Origin of the sequence: Maribacter sp. TH_r10 (assembly GCF_033101095.1) — a bacterium.
In the GTDB taxonomy this organism is placed as follows: domain Bacteria; phylum Bacteroidota; class Bacteroidia; order Flavobacteriales; family Flavobacteriaceae; genus Maribacter_A; species Maribacter_A luteus.
Genome location: NZ_JAWMPY010000004.1, coordinates 25,498 through 48,263, shown reverse-complemented (window position 1 = coordinate 48,263; position 22,766 = coordinate 25,498). Strand labels below are relative to the sequence as shown.

At 37.0% G+C, this 22,766-nt stretch carries 24 protein-coding genes; 22 read left to right on the top strand and 2 right to left on the bottom strand.

Going from position 1 to position 22,766, the window contains the following annotated elements; all coding sequences use genetic code 11:
• The first annotated feature begins 3 nt into the window (after window positions 1-3).
• The 13 genes from R3X28_RS11405 (at window position 4) to R3X28_RS11345 (ending at window position 10,986) form a co-directional block, all read left to right on the top strand.
• A complete protein-coding gene (locus tag R3X28_RS11405) occupies window positions 4-1,131 on the top strand; it encodes a sensor histidine kinase (RefSeq protein WP_317664380.1) in 1,128 nt (375 codons plus the stop codon).
• A complete protein-coding gene (locus tag R3X28_RS11400; protein ID WP_154366512.1) occupies window positions 1,128-1,844 on the top strand; it encodes a LytR/AlgR family response regulator transcription factor in 717 nt (238 codons plus the stop codon). The genes R3X28_RS11405 and R3X28_RS11400 overlap by 4 nt, the downstream gene beginning before the upstream one ends.
• A 190-nt stretch (window positions 1,845-2,034) precedes the next feature.
• The gene (locus tag R3X28_RS11395) at window positions 2,035-2,637 is read left to right on the top strand and encodes a TetR/AcrR family transcriptional regulator (protein WP_317664378.1); all 603 of its coding nucleotides are present in this window, start codon (window positions 2,035-2,037) and stop codon (window positions 2,635-2,637) included.
• Between the two features lie 134 nt (window positions 2,638-2,771).
• Window positions 2,772-3,506 carry an SDR family oxidoreductase gene (locus R3X28_RS11390; protein ID WP_282054157.1) on the top strand — a complete coding sequence of 245 codons (735 nt, stop codon included), beginning with the start codon at window positions 2,772-2,774 and terminating at the stop codon, window positions 3,504-3,506.
• 24 nt (window positions 3,507-3,530) lie between these two features.
• Window positions 3,531-4,526 carry an alpha/beta hydrolase gene (locus R3X28_RS11385; protein ID WP_317664377.1) on the top strand — a complete coding sequence of 332 codons (996 nt, stop codon included), beginning with the start codon at window positions 3,531-3,533 and terminating at the stop codon, window positions 4,524-4,526.
• A 27-nt stretch (window positions 4,527-4,553) separates the two neighbouring features.
• Window positions 4,554-5,387: a DUF6503 family protein gene (locus R3X28_RS11380; protein WP_317664376.1), complete on the top strand. Its 834-nt coding sequence runs from the start codon at window positions 4,554-4,556 to the stop codon at window positions 5,385-5,387.
• A complete protein-coding gene (locus R3X28_RS11375) occupies window positions 5,380-6,057 on the top strand; it encodes a peroxiredoxin-like family protein (protein ID WP_317664375.1) in 678 nt (225 codons plus the stop codon). Before R3X28_RS11380 ends, R3X28_RS11375 begins: the two co-directional genes overlap by 8 nt.
• Before the next feature lie 42 nt (window positions 6,058-6,099).
• Window positions 6,100-6,495 (top strand): DoxX family membrane protein, encoded by a 396-nt coding sequence (locus tag R3X28_RS11370; RefSeq protein ID WP_317664374.1) that lies wholly within the window; start codon window positions 6,100-6,102, stop codon window positions 6,493-6,495.
• Between the two features lie 1,086 nt (window positions 6,496-7,581).
• Entirely contained in the window at window positions 7,582-7,827 is a 246-nt protein-coding gene (locus R3X28_RS11365; RefSeq protein WP_317664373.1) for a hypothetical protein, read from the top strand.
• 37 nt (window positions 7,828-7,864) lie between these two features.
• Window positions 7,865-8,158: a helix-turn-helix domain-containing protein gene (locus tag R3X28_RS11360; protein WP_092849247.1), complete on the top strand. Its 294-nt coding sequence runs from the start codon at window positions 7,865-7,867 to the stop codon at window positions 8,156-8,158.
• Window positions 8,155-9,018 (top strand): reverse transcriptase family protein, encoded by an 864-nt coding sequence (locus R3X28_RS11355; RefSeq protein ID WP_317664372.1) that lies wholly within the window; start codon window positions 8,155-8,157, stop codon window positions 9,016-9,018. Before R3X28_RS11360 ends, R3X28_RS11355 begins: the two co-directional genes overlap by 4 nt.
• A gap of 92 nt (window positions 9,019-9,110) precedes the next feature.
• Window positions 9,111-9,869: a hypothetical protein gene (locus R3X28_RS11350; protein WP_317664371.1), complete on the top strand. Its 759-nt coding sequence runs from the start codon at window positions 9,111-9,113 to the stop codon at window positions 9,867-9,869.
• A gap of 649 nt (window positions 9,870-10,518) precedes the next feature.
• Complete coding sequence (locus R3X28_RS11345; protein WP_317664370.1) at window positions 10,519-10,986, top strand: DinB family protein; 468 nt, start codon at window positions 10,519-10,521, stop codon at window positions 10,984-10,986.
• A gap of 28 nt (window positions 10,987-11,014) precedes the next feature.
• Here R3X28_RS11345 and R3X28_RS11340 read toward each other — a convergent pair whose 3' ends face one another.
• The gene (locus R3X28_RS11340; RefSeq protein WP_282054151.1) at window positions 11,015-11,761 is read right to left on the bottom strand and encodes a LytR/AlgR family response regulator transcription factor; all 747 of its coding nucleotides are present in this window, start codon (window positions 11,759-11,761) and stop codon (window positions 11,015-11,017) included.
• An 8-nt stretch (window positions 11,762-11,769) separates the two neighbouring features.
• Window positions 11,770-13,569, bottom strand: coding sequence for a tetratricopeptide repeat protein (locus R3X28_RS11335; protein ID WP_317664369.1), 1,800 nt, complete (start codon window positions 13,567-13,569; stop codon window positions 11,770-11,772).
• A gap of 189 nt (window positions 13,570-13,758) precedes the next feature.
• Between R3X28_RS11335 and R3X28_RS11330 the strand changes: the two genes are divergently transcribed.
• The 9 genes from R3X28_RS11330 (at window position 13,759) to R3X28_RS19375 (ending at window position 22,645) form a co-directional block, all read left to right on the top strand.
• Window positions 13,759-14,295, top strand: a complete 537-nt coding sequence (locus tag R3X28_RS11330; protein WP_154366536.1) for a hypothetical protein — start codon at window positions 13,759-13,761, stop codon at window positions 14,293-14,295.
• Between the two features lie 19 nt (window positions 14,296-14,314).
• Window positions 14,315-15,322, top strand: a complete 1,008-nt coding sequence (locus R3X28_RS11325) for a hypothetical protein (RefSeq protein WP_282054148.1) — start codon at window positions 14,315-14,317, stop codon at window positions 15,320-15,322.
• A gap of 3 nt (window positions 15,323-15,325) precedes the next feature.
• The gene (locus tag R3X28_RS11320; protein WP_317664368.1) at window positions 15,326-16,357 is read left to right on the top strand and encodes a hypothetical protein; all 1,032 of its coding nucleotides are present in this window, start codon (window positions 15,326-15,328) and stop codon (window positions 16,355-16,357) included.
• Between the two features lie 6 nt (window positions 16,358-16,363).
• The gene (locus R3X28_RS11315; protein WP_317664366.1) at window positions 16,364-17,527 is read left to right on the top strand and encodes a hypothetical protein; all 1,164 of its coding nucleotides are present in this window, start codon (window positions 16,364-16,366) and stop codon (window positions 17,525-17,527) included.
• A gap of 3 nt (window positions 17,528-17,530) precedes the next feature.
• Window positions 17,531-18,787, top strand: a complete 1,257-nt coding sequence (locus tag R3X28_RS11310; protein WP_317664364.1) for a hypothetical protein — start codon at window positions 17,531-17,533, stop codon at window positions 18,785-18,787.
• A 588-nt stretch (window positions 18,788-19,375) separates the two neighbouring features.
• On the top strand, window positions 19,376-20,095 hold the full coding sequence (locus R3X28_RS11305) for a restriction endonuclease (RefSeq protein ID WP_411556612.1): 720 nt from the start codon (window positions 19,376-19,378) through the stop codon (window positions 20,093-20,095).
• 227 nt (window positions 20,096-20,322) lie between these two features.
• Window positions 20,323-21,978, top strand: coding sequence for a serine hydrolase (locus R3X28_RS11300; protein ID WP_317664361.1), 1,656 nt, complete (start codon window positions 20,323-20,325; stop codon window positions 21,976-21,978).
• A gap of 125 nt (window positions 21,979-22,103) precedes the next feature.
• Complete coding sequence (locus R3X28_RS19380; protein WP_411556609.1) at window positions 22,104-22,274, top strand: hypothetical protein; 171 nt, start codon at window positions 22,104-22,106, stop codon at window positions 22,272-22,274.
• A 269-nt stretch (window positions 22,275-22,543) separates the two neighbouring features.
• Window positions 22,544-22,645 carry a DinB family protein gene (locus tag R3X28_RS19375; RefSeq protein WP_411556608.1) on the top strand — a complete coding sequence of 34 codons (102 nt, stop codon included), beginning with the start codon at window positions 22,544-22,546 and terminating at the stop codon, window positions 22,643-22,645.
• Window positions 22,646-22,766: the final 121 nt, after the last annotated feature.

The following is a 22,766-nucleotide window of genomic DNA, read 5'->3' as shown; positions in this document are numbered from 1 at the left end:
TACATGAGTAAAAACTACAAGGATAAGGCGTTCGCAAAAAGAATAGGCCTTTTTGAACCTTTCATTATTATTACCTTTTGGGTCGTATTGTTCGCCTCTCCCTTATTGTTCGGTCAGTTTGAGGAAGAAATCGATTGGGTTCATGTTTTAGATATCTGGAAAAACCATTTAGTATTGCTGTTGCTTTTTTTGGCACATCGTTTCGTGTTAATGCCTTTGTTGTTTTTCAAAGGAAAAAAAATCATGTATTTCAGTGTTGTTTTTCTATTGATACTGGCAGGTACAACGATGATGTATTTAATAAATGACAAACAAGATACACCGCGATTGCCACCACCGCCAGATCGAATTGAAAGGCAAGCAGGGGATTTGCGGGAACCGGGTTTTAAAAGGGAACTGCCTCCTCCTTTAGAGCGCCGTGGAAGAAATAACCAAGGGCCCATACCTGCCTATGCCAATTTTCTCATGTTATCGATTCTTTTATTGGGTTTTGATGCAGGATTGCAGTTATCTATGCGTTGGGCGAATTTGGAACAGGAGAAATTTAGATTGCAGAAAGAGAATGTAGAAAACCAATTGGCCTTTTTAAGGAATCAGATCAGTCCACATTTTTTCATGAATACCCTTAATAATATTCATGCTTTGGTAGATATAGATTCGGAAGAAGCGAAAGAGTCCATCATTAAACTTTCCAACTTAATGCGGCATTTATTGTACGATTCCGAAGAAAAGAAGACAGCCATTAGCAAGGAGGTAGGTTTTATACAGAGTTATATTGAATTAATGCGGTTAAGATTTACGGATAAGGTAGTGATCAATGTTGATATCCCTACCGTAATTCCTGACAAATCAATACCACCGTTATTGTTCACCTCATTGTTAGAGAACGCTTTTAAGCATGGTATAAGTTATGATAAGGAATCGTTTGTCCATATCGCGATGTCCTTTACCGATAGTCGATTGAATTTCATGATCGAGAACAGCGATCATTCCAAAAATGTGGAAGAACCCTCGGGTATTGGGATAGAAAATATTAAAAAACGATTGCAATTGCTTTACGATAAAGCATATGATCTAGATATTTTCAATATCGATGGTAAATATATGGTAACCCTAAATATTCCTTTATGATTCGTTGTATCGCTATAGATGATGAGCCCTTGGCATTAAGACAAATAGTTAGTTATATAGAAAAGACCCCTTTTCTTGTTTTGGAGAATCAGTTTGAAAGTGCCTTGCAAGCGATTTCATACCTCGAGGAAAATGAGGTTGATTTAATGTTCGTTGATATTAATATGCCCGATTTGAGTGGAATGGATTTTGTAAAATCATTGAACAATCCGCCTAAGGTAATTTTTACAACTGCCTATAGCGAATATGCCATCGAAGGTTTTAAAGTAGATGCGATAGACTATTTATTGAAACCTATAGGTTATAGTGACTTTTTAAAGGCAGCGGTCAAGGCCAAGGACAGGATCGATCCCAAGGTAGAAGTGAATACCGAGATTCAAAGCAATGACAAGTTCCTGTTCATTAAATCGGAGTATAAAATATTACGGATCAACCTTTCAGATATAAAATATATAGAAGGTATGCGCGAATACCTCCGTATACACCTTCAATCCGAAAAACCCATAATGACCCTAATGAGTATGAAGAAGATGGAGGAATTTCTTTCTTCGGATCATTTTATGAGGGTGCATAGATCTTATATCGTTAATCTCGATAAGATTTCCACAGTGGAGCGTAATCGTATTGTTTTTGACAAGAACGTTTATATCCCGATCAGTGAACAATATAAATCAAAGTTCCAAAAATTCCTCGACGACAATTTCTTGGTCTAGTTGTTCATTGTCCTTTTAAAGGATAGGTATAAAGTTGAGCCTGTTGTACCATGTGCATAGGATTTTCTTTGAGCACTTTGTTTATCCCCATCTCATTATTTTCATAGTCTAATCACTATGGCATTCACGGGAAAATCATAATCCTTTCTTAAAAAACATACTACATAGTATTTAATTTATATTTTTGGGCATGGATCAAAGGCAAAAGTCAGAACTAACCAAGCAATCGATCATCAACGAATCGTTCAAGCTATTTTATGAAAATGGCTTTAAGACCACGAGCGTGGATACGATAATGAAAGCGACCAACCTCACTAAAGGGGCTTTTTACCATCATTTTAAGAATAAGAAAGAATTAGGGCTTGCTGTCATCGGCTTAAAGCTTCAAAAGCGGGTTTATGAAAGCATGGTGGCGCCTTTATATGGCCCTGAACCCCCTATAGAGATATTAAGTAGCATATTTTATAAGCGTTTAAAGGCATTTAACCTTTATGAAAAACAACATGGTTGTCCTGCCAATAACTTCATAAATGAAATCGGAGATTATGAAACGGTGTATCAAATGGCATTGAAAAGGATTGTGGAAGAATGGAAATCCGCTTTGGTGTATGTGTTGGATAGGGGTAAAACCGAGGGGCAGATTAAGCAAGGAATTTGTAGTAAATCAGTTGCGGTATATCTGATCAGTGCCTTTGAAGGTGTTCGGGGACTTCGTAAATTATATGACAATGATTTGATTCTGGATGAGTATATTTCAGGATTGTCCTTATATATAGAGTATCTTAAAGCATAGGCTAATACATTAAACATACTTTTATGAATGTTTTAAAGGTCTTTTAATAACTAAAAGCGGAAAAGTGATGGTTTTAAAAGATGGCAAGAAAATAATAAAGGGTCACTTAGTACATCAATCAAAAAAACAAGGGAATGGAATTCAAGCATAAAGTAATCATAGTAACAGGTTCCTCAAAAGGAATTGGGAAGGAAATCGCAATGTTATTGGCAGAAAATGGGGCCAAAGTCATTGTGAACCACTCTAATAGCGAAGATCAGGCCAAAAATACAGTAGCTTCTATATTAAAGAACGGAGGAACGGCATTCAGTATAAAAGCGGATGTCAGTAACAAGGTGGAGGTGACCCGTATGTTCGATGTTGCTATTGCACGCTATGGAAAGGTAGATGTGTTGATCAATAATGCCGGGACAATGATTTCCAAAGAACTAAAGGATAATACCGAAGAGGATTTCAATAAACAGTTCAATGTAAACGTAAAAGGAGTATTCAATACGCTGCAAGAAGCCTCTGGTAAATTGGCGGATAACGGAATTATCATAAACGTATCATCAAGCACGGTAAAGTTGATGTTTCCTGGTTATGCGATTTATTCGGCATCGAAAGCGGCAGTTGAACAGATGACCCGCATTTTTTCCAAGGAAATAGGAAGGGGTATTTCTGTAAATGCCATCGCTCCCGGACCAACAGAAACCGAACTTTTCTTAAATGGCAAATCGCCGGAGTTCATTGAGCGGTTAGGTGCTATGAACGCTTTTAACCGATTGGCAAAACCTATGGATATTGCTAAGATCGTGATGTTCTTGGCCAGTGATGATTCAAAATGGATTTCCGGTCAGGTTATCGGTGCCAATGGGGCAATGGTTTAATATATACTTTAATATAAAATTGCAATGAGATTTAAATTAACATTTTTGTTTCTATTGATTAATGGAGTCGGTTTCTCCCAGGTCAATAATGAACAGTGGTTAGATATAATGTTGACGAACTATGAATATCCATTTGAGGTAGAATATATAGAAATTGATGCCCAAAAGCAAAAATTGAAAATGGCCTATATGGATATTAATAAAGCTAGGAATAATGGTAAGACAATTATGCTCTTACATGGTAAAAATTTTAATGGAGCCTATTGGGAAACAACTATAAATGCCCTTACGACAGTAGGCTATCGGATTATTGTCCCTGACCAAATCGGGTTTGGAAAATCTTCCAAACCGGATAGTTACCAGTATTCCTTTCAGGCATTGGCCAAGAACACAAAAGCTATACTCGACTCTTTGGGGATTTCTAAAACTGCCGTTTTAGGGCACTCAATGGGAGGAATGCTCGCCACTAGGTTTGCGCTGATGTATCCTGAGGTCACTGAAAAACTTATTTTGGAAAATCCGATCGGACTTGAAGATTGGAAATTGGTAGTTCCTTATCAGACAATTGATCAGTGGTATGCGGCCGAGTTGAAAAAGACGGCCGAAAGTATTAAGGCCTATCAACTTAAGTACTATTATGATGGGAAATGGAAAAGCGAATACGATCAATGGGTACAATTACTGTCCGGTTGGACCTTCAACTCCGATTATCCCTTAATTGCATGGAATGCCGCATTAACCTATGATATGATATTCAATCAACCTGTACTGTATGAGTTCAAGAATATAAAATGCCCAACACTTTTGATTATAGGTACAAGGGATAGAACGGCGCTAGGAAAGGCCTTGGTGCCCGAGAAAGTTCGGCCGACAATGGGCCTTTACAGTGAATTGGGGAAAAAAACACACCAAAAAATCCCAAACAGTGAATTGGTTGAAATAGAAAATGTTGGGCATCTTCCGCATATAGAAAGTTTTGAAGAATTTATTGATCCACTTAAAACATTTTTGAGAAAGTAAATCAACAAACAAATAAAAAAAAAGTCTATGAAAATTAAATTCTTTACGGCAATTATTCTCGGATGTATTATCGTATCCTGTAATGATGGCAAGAAAACAAAGGCCGTTACCTCGGTAGAAGTGAAAGAAAAAGCTAAAGCTCTCGTATATGATAATAAAGGTCAACAACTCGTTTACGATATGGTGCAAAAAGTGGGGAATTACAAAAGTCTTCGTGCTAAAAAGGATGTGGTTTATACCTATACATACCAAACACCCGATGGTAAAACCGATGTTTCCACCGAAAAATATCTTTTCAATGGCGAATTGTCCTACGGGGCGTATAAACGACATGAAAGAACACTTCCCAATCTTGAAGGATTGATTGAGCAAGGTTTTGATGGGAGTACGTATTGGTTAAAACACAATGGTGTTGCCTTACATGATGAAAAATATTTAAAAAGGGTCGCTTTCAACAGGCCTACCAATTTTTATTGGTTCACCATGATGCAAAAATTATTGGATCCTGGGGTCAACTACGAATACTTAAAGGAAGAAACCATTGATGGTACAGGGTATGATGTTGTCAAGATTTCCTTTACATCAGATGATGATAAACCCTCTGACATTTATCAACTTTATGTCAATAAAAAAACAGGTTTGGTGGATCAATTCTTGTTTACCGTGGCCGATTTCGGGGTTATGGACACCCCCAACTTAATGAAGCTGCAATATGAGGAAGTGGATGGCATGGTATTGCCTACAAAGCGTTTGTATAAAAAATCCACTTGGGATGCCGATGTAAGCGATGCTCCATGGATAAAAGTCACATGGTCGGATATTAAGTTCAACAACGGATTAACCCAAGAGGATTTTGAATAATAGTCCAGAAAATATGGAGAATTTGGAAAGTCTAAAATCGAAATTGGAAGAAAAAAAGGCAGATTTTGAATTGAATGCCAACAATCATATAAAAACGGTTTTCAAAGCAGGTATAGCTTCTGTAAGGGAAAGTGGAGTGCTCGATAAAGCCAAAAAAGTGGGGGAAATCGCTCCCGATTTTGAATTGAACAATGCCTTGGGAAAACCGGTGGCATTAAGTGATTACCTGAAAAAGGGGAAAGTGGTTCTAACTTGGTATCGTGGAGGATGGTGTCCGTATTGCAATATGACCTTGCAGCAATTGCAACGTGAAGTGCCCGGTTTTAACGCTAACGGTGCAAGTTTAATCGCACTTACGCCCGAGTTGCCAGACAAGTCGATGAGTACCGTTGAAAAACAGAACCTTCAATTTGAGGTTTTAAGCGATGTGGGGAATGAAATTGCCAGAGCCTACGGAATCGTTTTTAAACTCGCTGATGATGTAGCGGAAATTTATGATGCATCATTTGGAATGCGTACCTATAATGGCGATGATTCGTACGAATTACCACTAGCGGCCACCTATATCATCAATGAAGACGGAAAAATTATATATGCGTTTTTGGATGCCGATCATAGAAAAAGGGCGGAACCTTCCGAATTGACCGCATTTTTAAAGGAGAACCAATAAGTATATATGCTTTTTTAGGTCTATTATCTTAATATTTAATATATGAATACACAAGTAGCATATCTGATTGTAAGAGTGGCCGTAGGGGTTAGTATGTTGGGGCACGGACTGGTTCGTCTTCCCAAATTGCAGGGGTTTAGTGCATGGATGCTCAAGGAATTTGAAAATTCATTACTCCCTGAAATTATGGTGTTGCCCTTCAGTTATGCTTTGCCTATAGCAGAGTTTGTATTGGGAATACTTCTTGTTTTGGGGTTGTTTACGCGTATTTCCTCCATAGTGGCATCCATAGTTATGATTTTGCTCATATTCGGCTCCACGCTGATCGAGAATTGGGGGGCATTGGTGCCTCAATTCATCCATGTGGCTTTCTTTGCGTATCTCATACAACATATAGACAGGAATAGCTTTGCCTTGGATACGAAGTTGAGGGGCTAAGTGTTTTTTTTATTGGGGGAGCCGTTCTTTACCCTCATTTTATTGCATATAAACATTGCATTCAACGCTTAAAAAGAACAAACCCTGACGGGAAACGTCGGGGTTTTTTCGTTCTGGTGATTTGTACGAAATAGGAATCGTTCCTTTTTGATAATCAAATAAGGAACGAGCATTCGCTTATTTCATATGTACAGGATTCCGGCAGTCTACGCTATACCAGTATCCCATACACGGGGACAGGCCCTGTACGGCAGATGCGGTAGTGTTTTGGGATAAACAACACAAGAAGAGGATAGTGCTTTAGTAAAAAGCAGTACAAAGACTATCATTTATATACGCCATTACGCTTTTCTGTAAGGGCATTTCATTAAATTTATTTAATTTGAGGGCATGAAAGGTGGTAGCTGTAAGTTGGCCAGTCGTTTTCCTGACCGTACGGTTACCGGCACCCAAGAGGGTCTAAAAGTAGGTGGAGAAAGCTGTAGATAAACGATGATCGTTACTTTGGTTTTATGCGCATTTGGGTGTATAAAGAGGTATATAGACAAGTTGTGAGCAAGCTGGAAATGGTAACAAATCATCAACTTTTTATTTCCTAAAGAATATTATTTTACATTTTTTATATACTCACAGTAATATTTTTTGTAATTTTCTTTGGAGAATCCAAAATAACTTTTATCTTTGCATCATAAGTTCTTTGAAAGAGTATTGAAAATTGTAGTAATTAAAATTCAAACTACTAAAGTGTATTAAGTTACACAACCAATTATGGTTCTATTGGCGACGACACGTAGCGCTCTGAAAAGGGAACACGTTGAAACTCGGTTTAAGCAAACCGCTATAAGCACGAAGTCATTCAATAAGGAAAGCTGTAAAGATGCATTTAGGAAAACCCCTAAGAACGCTTGAAGTTAACCTGAAATGAATAAAACTGATAACTTGCTAAAAAGTCATTATGACACATTTATTATATGTAGCAAGGAATAATTTTGGGGTGATAATGTGAACAACGCATATTGGATTTAATTACAAGCGTATTGCAAATGTAGCAAGGCGATATTGCCTTTAATTAAATACATAAAAGATATGCGTAAAAAACACAATTATCAACACGTTGATGGTCTTATACTTGGTATAAGGACTATCCTTTCTGAGAACCGTTGTTCATTCTCAGACGAAGAAAAAGTTCATTTATCTAATGCTATTAGATATTTAGAAAACTCTAAAAAAGAAAGCCATAATAAGCCTATTGATTGGAGTTTAGTTTTCAAAGGAATTGATTTGCTCAACCGAGTAATTACCAATTTTGATGATTTCCCGAACATTTTCTGACCTGACACCCCATAATTTTTTTTCAAATATTTAGCATATGGATTTAGGATTAGCAATAAAATCAATTAGAAAACAAAAAGGTTTAAAACAAAACCAATTTGCGGAACTCTGCGATATTACGCAAGCTTATTTATCACAGATTGAGAATAACAACAAGGAACCAAACCTTTCTACTTTAAAAACAATTTCGAATAAATTAGAAACACCTTTGCCTATTCTATTTTTCCTATCAATAGATAGTGATGATATTAGTCCGGAAAAAGAAGATGCTTTCAACATAATTGCACCTTCTGTAAAATCATTGATAAACCAATTTTTTACTACTCAATGATTAATACACCAAAGCACCTTGCCTTTACTTTAAAAGTAGATATCAAAGAGATAAATTCAATTCTTAATAATGTTGACAATTTCTATAGAGAGAAAATTGAAATTAAAAAAGATAAGTTTGGTAAACCAAAATTAGATGCAAAAGGAGAACCTAAAAAAAGGATAATAAATCCAAGTACAAAAAGATTAAAAATAATTCAGACAAGAATACACAGAAACATTCTTAACAAAATCGAAATGCCAAGTTATGCGTTTGGTGCTGTAAAAGGTAAAGACAACGTTGCAAACGCCAAACAACACCAAGGAAAAAGATATAAATTTACAACCGATTTAAAAGATTTTTTCCCATCTATAACGAACAAAGCTGTTTTCAAAATGTTCGTAAGTCAAGGGTTTTCACCAGAAGTTTCAAGCCTTCTTACAAAGTTAACAACTTATAAAGGCAGAATTCCACAAGGAGCACCAACTTCTTCAACTCTGGCTAATTTAGTTTTTATCAAAACTGGAGATATTTTGCAAAAATTTGCAAAAGAAAACAATGCAACTTTTACATCATTCGTTGACGATATGACTTTTTCCTCTGCAAAAGATTTTAAGAATAAGATTCCACAGATTTTAGAAATTATTACCAACGATTATAAAATTAGCCACAAGAAAACGAATTACTCTAGAAACCCAAATATTACTGGACTTCATCCAATGAATAATCATTTGAAATTACCTAAATCATTTGTGGCAAAATTGGAATCGACTGAAAATAAAACTGCGGTACAAATTGCTGGACTAAAAATGTATCAAGAAAAGGTTAACAGAGTCAATTACGGAAAAAAGCCAGTTGCCAATAAAGTATGTAAAACATAGCTATTACAGGCTTTCCGAAAGATTTGTGTGTATTTTCGAAGTTCAGCAAATTTTTAATTTGGCTTTTTTAAAAAAAATTAAAAATACGGCTGGTGTATCATCCAAAAAGTAACGGCTTTTTTTCAGCGCTACTTTACATATACTTATCTGTTAGGCATTATTTAGAAAAAATGAATTTTGGAAAAGCAAGACATTTTAAAAATTCATTTTCAGAACAATTAAATAGTTGTAATGAAAATGAAGTAGACGGAATAATAATTACCATCCGACGATTTAAATATTTTATAGAATCTATCTCTGAGCAAATCGATAAAGATAACAAGGCTATTCAAATTGACCTTTCCAATGAAGATACGGAGGTAGCGTTAGATATGCGAATGCAATTCAATATTGACTCAAATTTGAATTACTTCTTAGATAATATCTTGAAATCAAATCTGGTTGGGATTTACTCTTATTTCGAATATACTTTGAAAAAGATATCAAAAATTTGTGAATCGAATTTAAATCCCAGAAAAACCTTAGGATCATATAAATCAGGTGCACTAATAAATAGATATAATTCATTTCTGATTGATCAAGTCATACCACTATTATCAGCGGAAAATGCTCATTTTGAAAAAATACTTGTATGGAATCAATTACGAAATGATATTGTTCACCAAAACTCTATAATAGAACGATTTAATCCACAAGACCTAAAACATAGTTCATTATTAATAAAGAGAGATAGTTTTCAATTTCTAAAAAGTGATATAATACTTGATTTCCTGTTTGAAATAGAAAGCTATTTATATATAATAATAACGTTAATAAATAAAAAACACGATTTAATTGAATATGTGAATTAAACAATGCATAATACAAGTAACCGTTACACAAGCCGCTATCCGGAAAAAAACAGATTCCTATAAGCCACTTCATCGCAGCGTTATGACAGTTCGTTATGGGATAAGGGGAGGGGTTTTGGATGAATACATCCATAACTATCTGTATAGATAACACTTATGTCAACTATTTGCACGCTGCACTCGTGATTTAATTTCCATTAACGTCGAAAACCTTCAACGGCTTTTACTATATTTCTATAGATAACACGGACATCACATAGCGCTACGTTAGGCAACATATGCAAAGAATCATTTTTATTTTATTCTTCTGTTTTTGTATCAGCTGTTATGGGCAAAACCTCCTATGAAAGGCCTTAGCCCAATTTAGGTATAGTTACTTATTATTTTGTTCTTAGCCTTTAAACACCTTTTTTTCCTGAACACCTAAAGTTGCGATCCCTTTCCCGATGGGCAAGATCCAAAATGCACTTTTTTTCTTAACTTAACAGGCACTATATATGGAAATAATAGTTGAAACAGTACTGAATTAAACGGTTGTAGCCTGTATTAATCGTTATGTAATTTGACGGGAAAGTGCTACTAAGTCGGCTACTATTTTTATACTTACCATTGGCTGTAATGTAAAACGACATTCTCGAAAACAAAGAAAATGACCCAATCCGAACTCATAATTTTAAATTTTACAGAGATACGAAGAAGAAGCATAAAACTTTGGAATGTACTTCCTGAGAGCTATTATAATTGGAAACCTGACGAAAAAGCAATGACTGCCATAGAAATGGTAAGGCACGTTTTGGAGGCTGATTATGGCTGGAATATCATTATTAATCAAGGGGATATGACAAATTATAAAACGCCTTGGAAAAATCGACCATTTATTAGCGTTGCTGACGAACTTGAATTTGCTGAACCCTATAGAAATACATTTTTAGAAAGTGTTCGACGATTTTTGGATACGGAATTAAACGAAACTGAAATCGTTCACCCTGGGAATGGAGATAGGAAAATCCTTGGAAAATATTTACTGCGGATCGGATATCACGAATCGGTGCACGCAGGCCAGTTCCTTTCGTATTTAAGGGCAATGAAAATTGATAGACCTGAAATATGGGATTAAAGGGTGTAGTTCTTTTCTAAATGGGGTGCTAGGCCCTTAGTTTCTGTATCAGTTCGTCCTTTCTTCTTACGGCAACTTCTATTCTGGTTTTATCCGACAAGGTTATGTGCCCTCCTTTTCCTTTGGTGTAGGCTTCTATATAGTCTAAGTTGACCAGATGGGATTTATGGACTCTAAAAAACGTATTATCATCTAGAATATCCTCAAAATACTTGATGGTTTTTGATGCGGTTATCTTTTTGTTGGACAAGGTATGGATATGGGTGTAGTTTGCATCCGATTGAAACCTTATGATTTGTTTTGTGTCCAACATTGTAAAACCCGCCACCGTAGGAATAGCGATTCTTTTAGAGGACGGGTTGCTCTCTTTAAAATTATGAAATAGGATATCTATTTTTTGTGATGTTTCTTTCAGGCTTTTTTGTTGCCGTAACTTTTGGAGGGCATTGTCGAGGTCAGTATTGTCTATAGGTTTTAATAGATAATCCAAGGCAGAAAACTTAAAGGCCTTTAGTGCATATTTGTCATAAGATGTGGTGAAAATCACTTCGAAATCTATATGGTCCAATTGTGAAAGAAGGTCAAAACCGGTCCCGTTTCCTAATTGTACATCCAAAAATAGAATATCTGGAGTACGGCTGGCAATTTCCTTTATGGCTTCATCAATTGTTTTACAATAAGCTATAATCTTTATATTGTACGTACTGGATCGTAATAACGTTTCCAGGCGATCAATGCAGTGTTGCTCATCGTCAACTATTAATGCTTTTAACATGCTGTTTTTTAAAATTGAAGTTCTAAAGGAAGTGTTATTTCCACGCGCACCCCTTCGGGTTTATCCATCAAATTAACAGATCCTTTTTTGTTTTTTATATGACTCAGAATATCAATTCGACTTTTTGTGATCTTAATGCCAAAAGATCCATTCGATTTTTTCCCACGAACATTCTTTTTAGATTGTCCTACACCATTGTCATCCACAACATATTTAAGCATATCCCCCTCTTTTTCGATTTTAATGTCTATGTGGCCATCTCCATTTTTAGGGGCGATACCGTGCCAAATGCTATTTTCGATAAAGGGCTGTAAAATTAATGGGGGAACCAGGGTGTTATTTGGCTCAATATCTTGATCGATCGTAATTTGATGGTGCAACTTATTTTGTAGGCGTATGGTCTCTATCTGCATATATAGTTCCATTAGTTCAAGATCCTCGCTTAAAGTGATCGATTTTTTCTCTGAGTTTTCTAAAATGGCTCGTGTGAGCTTGGAGAATTTGACCAAGTAGTCATCTGCTTGCCGAATATCATTTTTAGAAATGAAATCACTTATGGAGTTGAGGGAGTTAAAAATAAAATGAGGGTTCATTTGGGACCGTAAGGCCTTAAGTTCCGTCTCCGATACCTTGGCATTGAATTCGGCGGTTTTCTTTTTTTCCAACTCATCCCGTCTACGTTTGTAGATATAATAACCGAACATGGCCATCAACACAAAGAAAATGGCCCCTATCAAATAAATATTTTTCACCAGTTGCTGCCGTTTAATTTCTTCGTTGGCCACCGCTTGCTGACGCTCCATCTGAAACTGCATTTCCTTACGGGTCAATTCCGATTTCTTTTCTTCATTTAGTACACTGTCCCTTAATTGTATATGTTTTTTGTAGGCATTCAGTGCCTCGGGCATTTTACCATTTTGCTCATAAACCTTACTCAATACCTCCCAGGAATCAGCTTCCCACTCCACGGCCCCGATTTCTTTGGAAAGGGAGAGCGCATTGCTGGCATATGTTTCCGCTACCGCATAGTTATTCAGCAGTACGTTTATTTTACCTATACTGTTCAGAGCGGATGCCTCAATATATTTATTGCCTATTTTTTGGGCCATGGCCATAGCTTCTTGATAGTGGAAAAGAGCCTTTTGGTGCTCCCCCAAATTTTTATACGCCAAGGCTAAATTGTTGGTAATGGCCGCTATGAACAAATCGTTTCCCTCTTCCTTGGCCAATGTTAGAGCCTTGTTCAAGTAAGATACACCCTCTTCAAAATTTTCAGTGTCATTGTAGATAATGGCGATATTGGAAAGTGCCTTGATTTCTTCCGCCCTGTTGCCCATTGCCTGTGACGTTTCTAGGTAGGCACGGTAATTTTCTAGGGCACGGTCGTATTCCTTTAAATCGGCATGGATATTCCCTAAATTACTTAAAACACTGGCTTCGAGCTGCTTGTCCGGTATTTTTCTACTAAGCACCAAAGCCTTTTGATAGGCGTCCATGGCATTTAAATTATCCGCTAAAACATAATGTAAATTCCCTTTTTGGCGTTGGGCCAAGGCCTCACCTTTAATCCATGTATTTTTTTTAGAAATTGCAAGGGCCTCTTCTATCAATGAAAATCCCTTATTGGGTTCAGAATAGGTCAATTCACTCGCTAGCTCAATAAGCAGGCCTGCTCTTATGGTATCTTTTAAGGTGTGAGTTTGTAACTCGTTCTTTAAGGAGTCTAGTTTATTTTGCTGAGAGGTGCCAAAAAAATGTACCAAACAGATAAGTAAAAAACAATACTTTTTTTGAGTTGGTCGGGACATGCTATAAGGTTGGTTGTTTTCAAATTTAAACTTTTTGTTCTATTAATCGGCTGTTACACCAGTTTTTACGAATATCAGAACAAATGCCACGGTAAAGCGAAAAATCAATACGTAGAATAATTGGTTATGGCACGAACCGATTGTAATTGATAGTTTAGGTATAATTAAACCACATTATAACGTAACTGAATGAAAAACAATATTAAAAATTTACTGTACTGTTCAACCTTGTTCCTCATTTTTGGTTGTGGGTCTGATGACGGCAATGAAGAGGGAGCTGCTTCCTACCAGTCACGTGGCAATATTACATTGTCAGGAGATGAAACATCGGAATTGGGAACCTCGTTATCCGTTGGAAATATTGAGGTTGCAAATGCCTCCCTTACAGGAACCGATAAATCTGTCATACTCTTGTCGGAGAATATTTCTGTGGTCGATGACGAACTTGTTTATGAGGATGACCAAAACGGATTTGTTATTGTGGCCGCAGATTTTTCTACCGGAGGTTCAGCTGATATCGACAAAAGTATTTCCATGACCATCGTAAAAGATGGTGAAGAGTACAGGCATGCTTGTACTTCGCCCTATCTAAACTTTTTTACGGCCTGTGGCGCTGGATTCGCAATTGATTTTGAGGGCAAGAGCGTCACTTTTGATGGTACTACGGTAATCAACACCGATGATGATACCATTTTAACCATGGATGGGACCATTACTTGGGATTAAACCTATAAAGGGAAAAGTTATGGTAAGGTCATGTTTGTTGATTGTTTTGTGTTTTTTGGGAGTGCTTTCTGGTAATGCACAGTCTATAAATGATAAAGAGATGGTGGCCTACCAAGCACCTTCCGATAAGTTTGCTTCCATCACATTACAGGCCCATAAGGGCTTGCCACGTTTTGGGGTACCGAATATGTATCGGGAACAAACTGGTGGGCAAAGACAGGGGATGCGTGCTGGCGGATCAGATCGTGGTGCCAAAACCCCCGAACGTATGGAGAAAAACAAGCTCGTAACTACGGGCAAAAGTAATCTTTCGCTATTGGTCAGCTTAAAATATTTACAGCCGTTTATGGAGGACCTTGATCGGGAGCGGTTAACCACATTGACCTCCAATATGTCCGAAAAAGAATCCAATTCCGCCTCCTTACAGCGGTTTTTACGGAGTCAGGTGGCACCTAACCTGTGCTTGGCAGATGAATGTAAGAATGCCAACCAAGGCAAGAACGAATTTGAACGGCTTCGTAATTATACATCTTTTGTGGATCACTGTTTAGATCCACTTTTAGATTGGAGCAAAAATGTAATGGAAGACGATGAACTGGTCGGCTACCACGTTTCTATGCTGAATATTGGCAGTAATTATGATTTTGATAAAAAGGGATATACCGCATACCATTCTTTAATACTCAACAACATTTTTTCCTTAAAGCAGGGCATCGGAAAACAAGTGGTCTTTAAACCGGTGAAACCGTTCGAGGAGGCACTTCAAAACTCGGTAGATAGGAGTAAGACCCTGAAATTTTTACTTCACATAGATGAACAAACGGCAGAACGGTTTCAAAAAGAAGGCATAAAACGCTTGTATGCGGTAAAAAAAATAAAGGTAAAACGGTCTAACAAGCCCATGGAGTCAGTCTCTAAGGCCATAGAATTTAATTACTCCCACGAAAGTGCCGATTTGGAATTGTATACGGACGAGGCACTGACACAACATTTTAAAACTTTGTCTCTGGCAGACCTAACCAATTAAATTATGAAACAGTTCCTAATCATTCTAATACCGCTAGTAGTACATTTTTCGGTCTGGGGACAAGGGGAAGAAAAAGTTTTTGCCGCTCCTTCTTCAAGTTTTATAGACCTGTCGCTACAGACCCACAAGGGCAAACTTCGGTTTGGCCTCCAAGATGGATATTATATCAAATCGGACGGTAGCTATGTAAAGAACAACGAAGCGTCCTATTTTGAAATGGATAAAAGATTCAGTCATAACAATGCCAGCAGACATGCCTTTATCGAACTTTTAAAGATACGGTTCAAAGAAGATATGTTCGCGGCGATGGATAAAGACTATTTCACCGTGCGTACACCTAACATGTACGACAAGGAGCAGAAATCCTACACCGCACAGCAGCACGTGCTCACCCTGGCGAATGCCCTTTGCACCGCCGAACAGGCGATTCAATTTTTCTGCAATATAAAAGAAGAGGTTTGTGGCAGGGTATTCCCTGAAGAGGGGTATTACAATGAGCCTAGAAATATAAGGTATTGGGGCGGAAGGGGAGCTTCGGAGTTTCAAAAGTTGAGGGCATACACCTCGTTTGTAAAAGAAAAGTTTCCGTTGGTGCAAGAATGGGCAAAAACCTTGTATCCCGATAATGAAATTAAGGGTTACTACGTGGCCAAAACATATTTGGGCACCTACGATTTTAAAGAGGGCGGCTACTGGTTACGTACCGGTGAGTTTGGTAACAACGGCTTTTTGTTGAGGTGGTTCGGCCTTCAGCCCAGTAATTCGTCGGAAAGAAAATTGGTGCATCCCAACGGTTCATCCATCCTGTTGAAAATGTCCCCTGAAAAAGCGGAGACCTTTTCGGAAAGCTATCAGTACCTGTTTTTAGTTTTTGACGTCACGGGGCAGCTGAACGGACTGGAAAACTATAGGGCCGATCAGCTAAAGACCACCTTTACCCTCAACAGTCCGCTTATTGAAATTTATATCGATGATGCGCTTACCAATAGAGTAGGTGAAATTGACATAAACACCATGGTATCCAAAACCAGATAATAGACAATGATGAAAATTAAAAATATAAAAGCACGTTTTGTACTACTTTTTGCCATAATGGGCTTCATGGCACCAAGCGCCGTACATGCCCAGTTTTTTAAAAAACTAAAAAAGAATGTAGAGGATAGGGTGGTGGAGGTCGCCGGTGAAAAATCGGACCAACTTTTAGGCGGGGGAACGAAAACTACCGTAAACGATAATGTAAAAACAGGGACCGATACCAAAACAACACCAACGGAAACACAGGTAAAAAAGGTAGACCCAAGTCTTCACGACCAAGAGGTTTTAAGGTTCAAGGCACCTTCCAAAGATTTTAGGGATATTGTAATACAGGCATATAACGGCTTGCCAAGATATGGTGAACTCAATTTTCAAAGTGGATCAAATGCCTTGATTACCAATAAGGCCTATAAAGCCCTTTTAGAGTTAAAATTTTTAGAGGATACTTTTAAGGATATGGATCGGTCTAAATTGACCAAACATAAAAATACTGTAGACGACCTTGCCAAAAAGAATTCAGAATTTGCCCAAAATAATTTAAGGATTCTTGCTGGGGAAACCCTATCGGAGGACAAATTGAAAGAATATTTTTGTGATTCCGAAGCACCATCACCCTGTAGTTTTTACAATCGGGCAGGGGAGAGGTTGCATGTTTCGTATTGGGGCGGTACGTCTACAAATGAATTTGCCCAGAACCGTAGCTATGCCACCTTTGTAAAGGAATACTTCGATACCCTTAAAAATTGGAGCCAATCGTTTTATACCAATGATAGCGAGGTCGCCTATTATGTGGCAAAGGGTTTGGTGGGCGAAAAATATGATTTTAAGGAAAAGGGGTATTGGATAGGCAATCTATTTTCCATCGGAGGGGACTTCATTCTACATCAGTCCAATTTTTTGGCGTATACCGAGAACGAAAAAGCAATAAGACATCAGGCCAAAAAAATATTCTTGCCCATGGATGCCGATAAGGCGAAGACCTACAAGTTAATACCTCGGTCACCGGTATATGTAGTTTTCAAGGTGCTTGTAAATCCCAAGCCCAACAATACAACCTCTGTAAAATGGGAATATGAACTGGAGAGTCCGATCCTTGAAATTTATAAGGACGTGGCACTTACCGATAAAATGGGAGAGATAGATATTAATAGTACAAATCTTAAAAACTAATCGATGGGAAAAAGTCGTACAATTATGGTGGTAATGGGAATATTGTTCTTTATAATGGCACCCCGGGTCAATGCCCAGTTTTTTAAAAAGCTGAAACAGCAAGCAGAAGAAAAACTTACCGAGAAAGCCAATAAAGAGGTAGATGATATCTTTACCGGAAATAAGGGTACAACAAAGAAAGAGGAGGGGGCAAAAGAATTGGGAACCGCTAAAACCAATGAAAACAAAGTTGTACCGCCTACTACCGTACCGCAATCGACAACCACTTTTAATGAATCGGATTATTTGGTGTATAAATCGCCAGATCCGGCGTTTCATGATATATACGTTCAAAAATTTAAGGGGCTCCCAAGATTCGGTTCCTGTAATTTTTATACCATGCCCAACAATCCGAAAATGCCCGTATCGACTCCCGAGGTCAATGAGAAAAGAGTAAAAATGAAAATGGGTTATAATGCTTTTTTGTTATTGGCACGAATGCATACCCTAAAGGATCATTTTAAGGTAATGGACAGAACGGCCCTCACCCCCCTTAGTAAACCCTTGGTAGAAGATGAGGTCAAATCCAATATGGCACAAGGCTACCTAATGAATTTTGCATTTTTAATGGGTACGGATGCCTTGAAAAAGGAATATTTCATGAATGATCGCAACGGCAACGGTAATGCTCCCGTTGTATCTAAATGGGGAGGGCAATATGCCGATGATTTTACCGAGAATGAAAAATATGTGGCATTTGTAGAAAAGTATTTAGATAAAATACGGCAATGGACCCAAACATTTTTTGAGGACGCTACGGAAGATTTTCAATTTGTTGTTCCGCTGGAGTTCAAAGGATCCTATGATTTCGATAAAAATGGATTTTGGGTGCAACTTCCTACCAAAAGGAGGTCTAGTTATAGTATGGATTTTGGAAGTACGAGGGATAATTATTTTTTTGAGTTTCTTCCCAAGACACCTTATGGGCAGCAAATCTTGAATAAAACACAACAGGTGGAACATATAAATGCTGAGGTGCTTTTTAAAATGGATCCGGCCGCGGCCGAAGCTTTGATAAACGATAAAACAAAGAACCCGCAGATGGTGGTAAAAGTAAAGGTCGTTTATGAAGGGTTCCGACCTGAGAATCCCACGATTTATGCTCCAAAATACACCTATCATTTACTGGATCCTATTATGGAACTGTATTCCGATGCTGGGCTGACTTCAAAAATTGGGGAAATAAATCTGGAAAACTTAATTTACAAAGGCTCTAATTAATGTTAATGGTGCGCGTATCGTAATCTTTTTATACTTATATTCCCATTGTTACGCGTAGTACGCCACAAGGCAATCTGAATACCATAAGTTAGCCCTTACATGGGTTGAAAGCATGGCAGAACAAAGACCGCTTACCTACAAATACGCAACAAGGATATTCTTCTGTTAGAAAACAATGCAAAGAAAAATAAGGTGTCTGCCGTTACGCTTTTCAGTACGCTAATTTTTTAAAAATATTTATCTTGGGAAAGCATTACCTAGAATGGTTTTTATGACGAATAAAAACCTTTAGGGTAAGATGAAAAAGGAAATTAAACAATGGGTTTTCTAACTGTTTAAAGGCAATATAAGTGTATAAAGATGTGTTTTACACGTATATAAACAAGTTGTACATAATTAGAATAAACTAAAAGGAACTACCAAAATATCACCAAACATTTGTGCCAGTTTTAGAGATATTAAATTCTGTTGAATCATTAAATAGTCGTGAACTAGCTTCTCGAGTCCGCCATAACTACTATTCGGATTTACCAAAAGAACTATTGAAAAAAAAAGACAAGGTCTGGGGCAAACGTTTTACTTGATAGAATACTTTGGGGTAAATCTTATCTCAAAATGGCGAAGTTTTTATCTTACCCAAAAAGAGGCTTTGTGCAAATTACAGATAAAGGAAAACAAATTTTAGAAAGAGGTAATTTGACTTTAAGTGAACTTCAAAGTGATCCTGATTTTATCAATCATAGAGCATCTGTTCAAACTAAAAAAGAAAATGAAGTAATTCTAGAAACAGTTGATGTGGAAAATTCTTCTCCTCAAGATTTAATTGATTCTGGATTTACAACTATTGAAGCCGAAGTCAAAACTGAACTTTTAGGAAAGTTAAAAGAAATTGATCCTTATTATTTAGAAAAAGTAATTCTTATTCTTCTGAAAAAGATGGGTTACGGCGATTTTATCGAAACCTCAAAATCAAATGATGGCGGAATAGATGGGATAATAAATGAAGATAAACTCGGATTGGAAAAAATATATACCCAAGCAAAACGATATAATGAAAATAAAGTTCGTGAAAAAGATATACGAAACTTTATTGGAGCAATGAGTGGAGATACCAGTAAGGGAGTTTTTATAACCACATCATCATTTGATGATGCTGTTATAAGAAAATCCAGAGAAGCTCACCACTCAATAATTTTAAATGATGGAGCAAAATTAGTTGACTTAATGCATGATTACAATGTTGGTGTACAGGTTAAAACTACCTATGAAGTTAAAGAACTTGATAATGATTTTTTCGAAGGAGAATAACTGTATACTACAAAGAACTGAGGGAAAAGGTAAATAAATCCTTCTTGCTACCTATACCATTAATTTATTGGGGATCAACCTAAGTTGTGTATAATTTATTGCAAGTACACACCTAGTTAAGTGCCAAACTATGCAACCGACAGCAGTAACATTAGGTGCAATTTAGGCCGAAACTGTAACAAAAAATGGGACTTTACGTCTTGTAAAGTAAATCATCAATCAAAAAAATGAGAACCCAAAACCTGATAGCGTTGCTTATCATTCTTTTTTCATTTTCAACCAATGCCCAAAATATGGCAGAATATACAAGTGGTTGGGAAGGAGAAATGGAAAATTCCAAATTATTCAATCTTAAGGTGGAAATCAGAAATTTAGGGTTTGAAAATGCAAGCTTTGAAATTTTCAACAACAAAAGTATAATTGATTATTCTTTTGGTTCAACAAGCACTCCAATATTGGAAATACCTTTTGCCGAAAATCATTCTTTTAAAGGTGCCTTATCTGAAAATGGTAAAGAAATTAACGGGTTTATCAAGTCAGGTATGCTTCTTTATCATATAAAACTCACTCAATCTGGGAACGGTACTTTTATAGGGGTTTGGAACCTTCTTATGGTCGATGGGTTAAAATCACTTAATTTCTATTTGAGTGTTGAAAATGGCTCGGGTAATAATTATGAAGCTTATCCAATTTTTGGTGATGATCGTTTTACTGGGACCTGGTGTGCTAATTTCCAAAAGAAAAATGACAGTATTTCTTTTGTCGATTTCAAAACAGGATTGAAGTTTAAAGGAAAACTATTATCCCAAAAAATTCAATTAGGAATTTATTTAGGGGATGGTTTGGTTATGCAGACGGACTTAAAAAAATCTACAAGCGATTGGCAAATAGGTGGATTTACAACAAATATAAATAACGGAAATCTTCAGCTTACGGAAATGGAATCACTCATTTTAAAAGATTCCCTACCTAATACGCATGCTGTTTTAATTTCTAAAAAAGGCAGTATTTTATATGAAAACTATTTTGGCGGCTACAATCCGCAAATTCCCCACGATATGCGTTCAGCATCAAAAAGTATTTCGTCCGCTATAGTTGGTATGGCAAAAGACAAATCATTATTTCAGAATGTTGACCAATCCATTTTTGAGTTTTTACCTAAAGAATACCATATCAACAAAGACAGCTTAAAAAGTAAAATAGACATAAAAAGCCTGTTAACGATGAGTTCGGGCTTGGATGCTGTCGATTTTGGGATTAAACGAAAATCTTTGGCGTCAGAGGATAATTACCAACCTACCCGAGACTGGACAAAAACTATTTTACAGGCGCCAATGATCAATGAACCCAACAAACACGGCAATTACGGTTCAGCAAACCCATATCTTCTTGGAGTTGCAATAGACTCCATTGTTGCAGAACCTTTGGAGTTGTTTATGGACAAAAACTTATTTCAAAAATTGGGAATTTCAAATTACATTGTTCAAACCGATATGACAGGTCGACCTTATTTCGGAGGCGGAATGTATTTGACACCAAGGGATATGATGAAATTCGGAGAGTTGTATCTTAATAAAGGAAAGTTGTTTGGAAAGCAAATTTTGTCAGAAAATTGGATACAGGATTCATTTAAAAATTACCGTGTTTTAGAAAATACCAACGATAAAAATGGATACGGATATTTATGGTGGCATTATACATATCAATATAATGGAACTTCAATAAAATCAAAGGAGGCAAGAGGTGCTGGTGGACAATATATTTATGTGCTTCCCAAATTGGAAATGGTCGTTGTCATAACATCTGGAAATTATAGAAACGGAAAAACGCAACAACCTGAATTGATCTTAGAAAAATATATATTGCCATACATTGTCAACTGAATTAACCGGTTGCCTATAACGTATCCCGAGAAAAGTCTTGGTCCGGCTCTCTAAAGTTCAAATAGGGGCTGGGAAAGGACACTTACTCTGCGAACCGAAACAGAATTTAAAGCCAACAAAGGATTATGAAACTGAATATGATTTTAGCCCTGCCGATACTGTTCGCTCTGGTACCGTTATCAATATTTGCCCAACAAGATGTTTTAATTGAAGAGTATCTGGATCGTCTGGAAAATTTAAAAAAAGTATTTTCTTCTGGTGGCAGAATCGATACCAGAGGACAACTACGAATATAGGGTAACACCTGAATCAATGAGTTTCACTGAGAATTTAATGCATATTGGGTGGGCGATGGATTGGCATAGTAAATCCTTATTGGGAGGCCTAGCGGCCAGAGATTGGGATGCCTTTACCGAACTTAAAGGTGGGGAAAAGTCTGAAAAGGAAATGATTTCATCAATTGAAAGAACATTCGAGGAGACAATAAGGTTTATCATGGACTACGATGTGGATAACTTGATGACGCCTAGACTATTTTGGATTAACCAGAACCAAAAGACAGGTTTTGTTGTTACTGGCCGATTATATAACCCATCATCGGGGTCAAATGCTTGTTTATATGAGGTTAAATGGGGTCAAGCCACCTAGGTATGTACTTTATCAATAGTTTCTGGCCAGCGTACCAGCGTACCTAATAGTTTAAATAAAGGATAATTAACTTAGGTGTTTAAGTAGGGTAGCATCCATGATGCTGTTTAATTAATTTAAGGCATTTATCTTTGGGAATG

Bases quoted from the DNA above. Each gene is read 5' to 3' on its own strand.
- R3X28_RS11340 (WP_282054151.1), bottom strand. From the start codon at position 11,761: ATGTTAAAAGCATTAATAGTTGACGATGAGCAACACTGCATTGATCGC.
- R3X28_RS11325 (WP_282054148.1), top strand. From the start codon at position 14,315: ATGGTAAGGTCATGTTTGTTGATTGTTTTGTGTTTTTTGGGAGTGCTT.
- R3X28_RS11335 (WP_317664369.1), bottom strand. From the start codon at position 13,569: ATGTCCCGACCAACTCAAAAAAAGTATTGTTTTTTACTTATCTGTTTG.
- R3X28_RS11345 (WP_317664370.1), top strand. From the start codon at position 10,519: ATGACCCAATCCGAACTCATAATTTTAAATTTTACAGAGATACGAAGA.
- R3X28_RS19380 (WP_411556609.1), top strand. From the start codon at position 22,104: ATGAAACTGAATATGATTTTAGCCCTGCCGATACTGTTCGCTCTGGTA.
- R3X28_RS11315 (WP_317664366.1), top strand. From the start codon at position 16,364: ATGATGAAAATTAAAAATATAAAAGCACGTTTTGTACTACTTTTTGCC.
- R3X28_RS11310 (WP_317664364.1), top strand. From the start codon at position 17,531: ATGGGAAAAAGTCGTACAATTATGGTGGTAATGGGAATATTGTTCTTT.
- R3X28_RS11395 (WP_317664378.1), top strand. From the start codon at position 2,035: ATGGATCAAAGGCAAAAGTCAGAACTAACCAAGCAATCGATCATCAAC.
- R3X28_RS11390 (WP_282054157.1), top strand. From the start codon at position 2,772: ATGGAATTCAAGCATAAAGTAATCATAGTAACAGGTTCCTCAAAAGGA.
- R3X28_RS11320 (WP_317664368.1), top strand. From the start codon at position 15,326: ATGAAACAGTTCCTAATCATTCTAATACCGCTAGTAGTACATTTTTCG.
- R3X28_RS11330 (WP_154366536.1), top strand. From the start codon at position 13,759: ATGAAAAACAATATTAAAAATTTACTGTACTGTTCAACCTTGTTCCTC.
- R3X28_RS11355 (WP_317664372.1), top strand. From the start codon at position 8,155: ATGATTAATACACCAAAGCACCTTGCCTTTACTTTAAAAGTAGATATC.
- R3X28_RS11380 (WP_317664376.1), top strand. From the start codon at position 4,554: ATGAAAATTAAATTCTTTACGGCAATTATTCTCGGATGTATTATCGTA.
- R3X28_RS11400 (WP_154366512.1), top strand. From the start codon at position 1,128: ATGATTCGTTGTATCGCTATAGATGATGAGCCCTTGGCATTAAGACAA.
- R3X28_RS11300 (WP_317664361.1), top strand. From the start codon at position 20,323: ATGAGAACCCAAAACCTGATAGCGTTGCTTATCATTCTTTTTTCATTT.
- R3X28_RS11365 (WP_317664373.1), top strand. From the start codon at position 7,582: ATGCGTAAAAAACACAATTATCAACACGTTGATGGTCTTATACTTGGT.
- R3X28_RS11385 (WP_317664377.1), top strand. From the start codon at position 3,531: ATGAGATTTAAATTAACATTTTTGTTTCTATTGATTAATGGAGTCGGT.
- R3X28_RS11370 (WP_317664374.1), top strand. From the start codon at position 6,100: ATGAATACACAAGTAGCATATCTGATTGTAAGAGTGGCCGTAGGGGTT.
- R3X28_RS11405 (WP_317664380.1), top strand. From the start codon at position 4: ATGAGTAAAAACTACAAGGATAAGGCGTTCGCAAAAAGAATAGGCCTT.
- R3X28_RS11360 (WP_092849247.1), top strand. From the start codon at position 7,865: ATGGATTTAGGATTAGCAATAAAATCAATTAGAAAACAAAAAGGTTTA.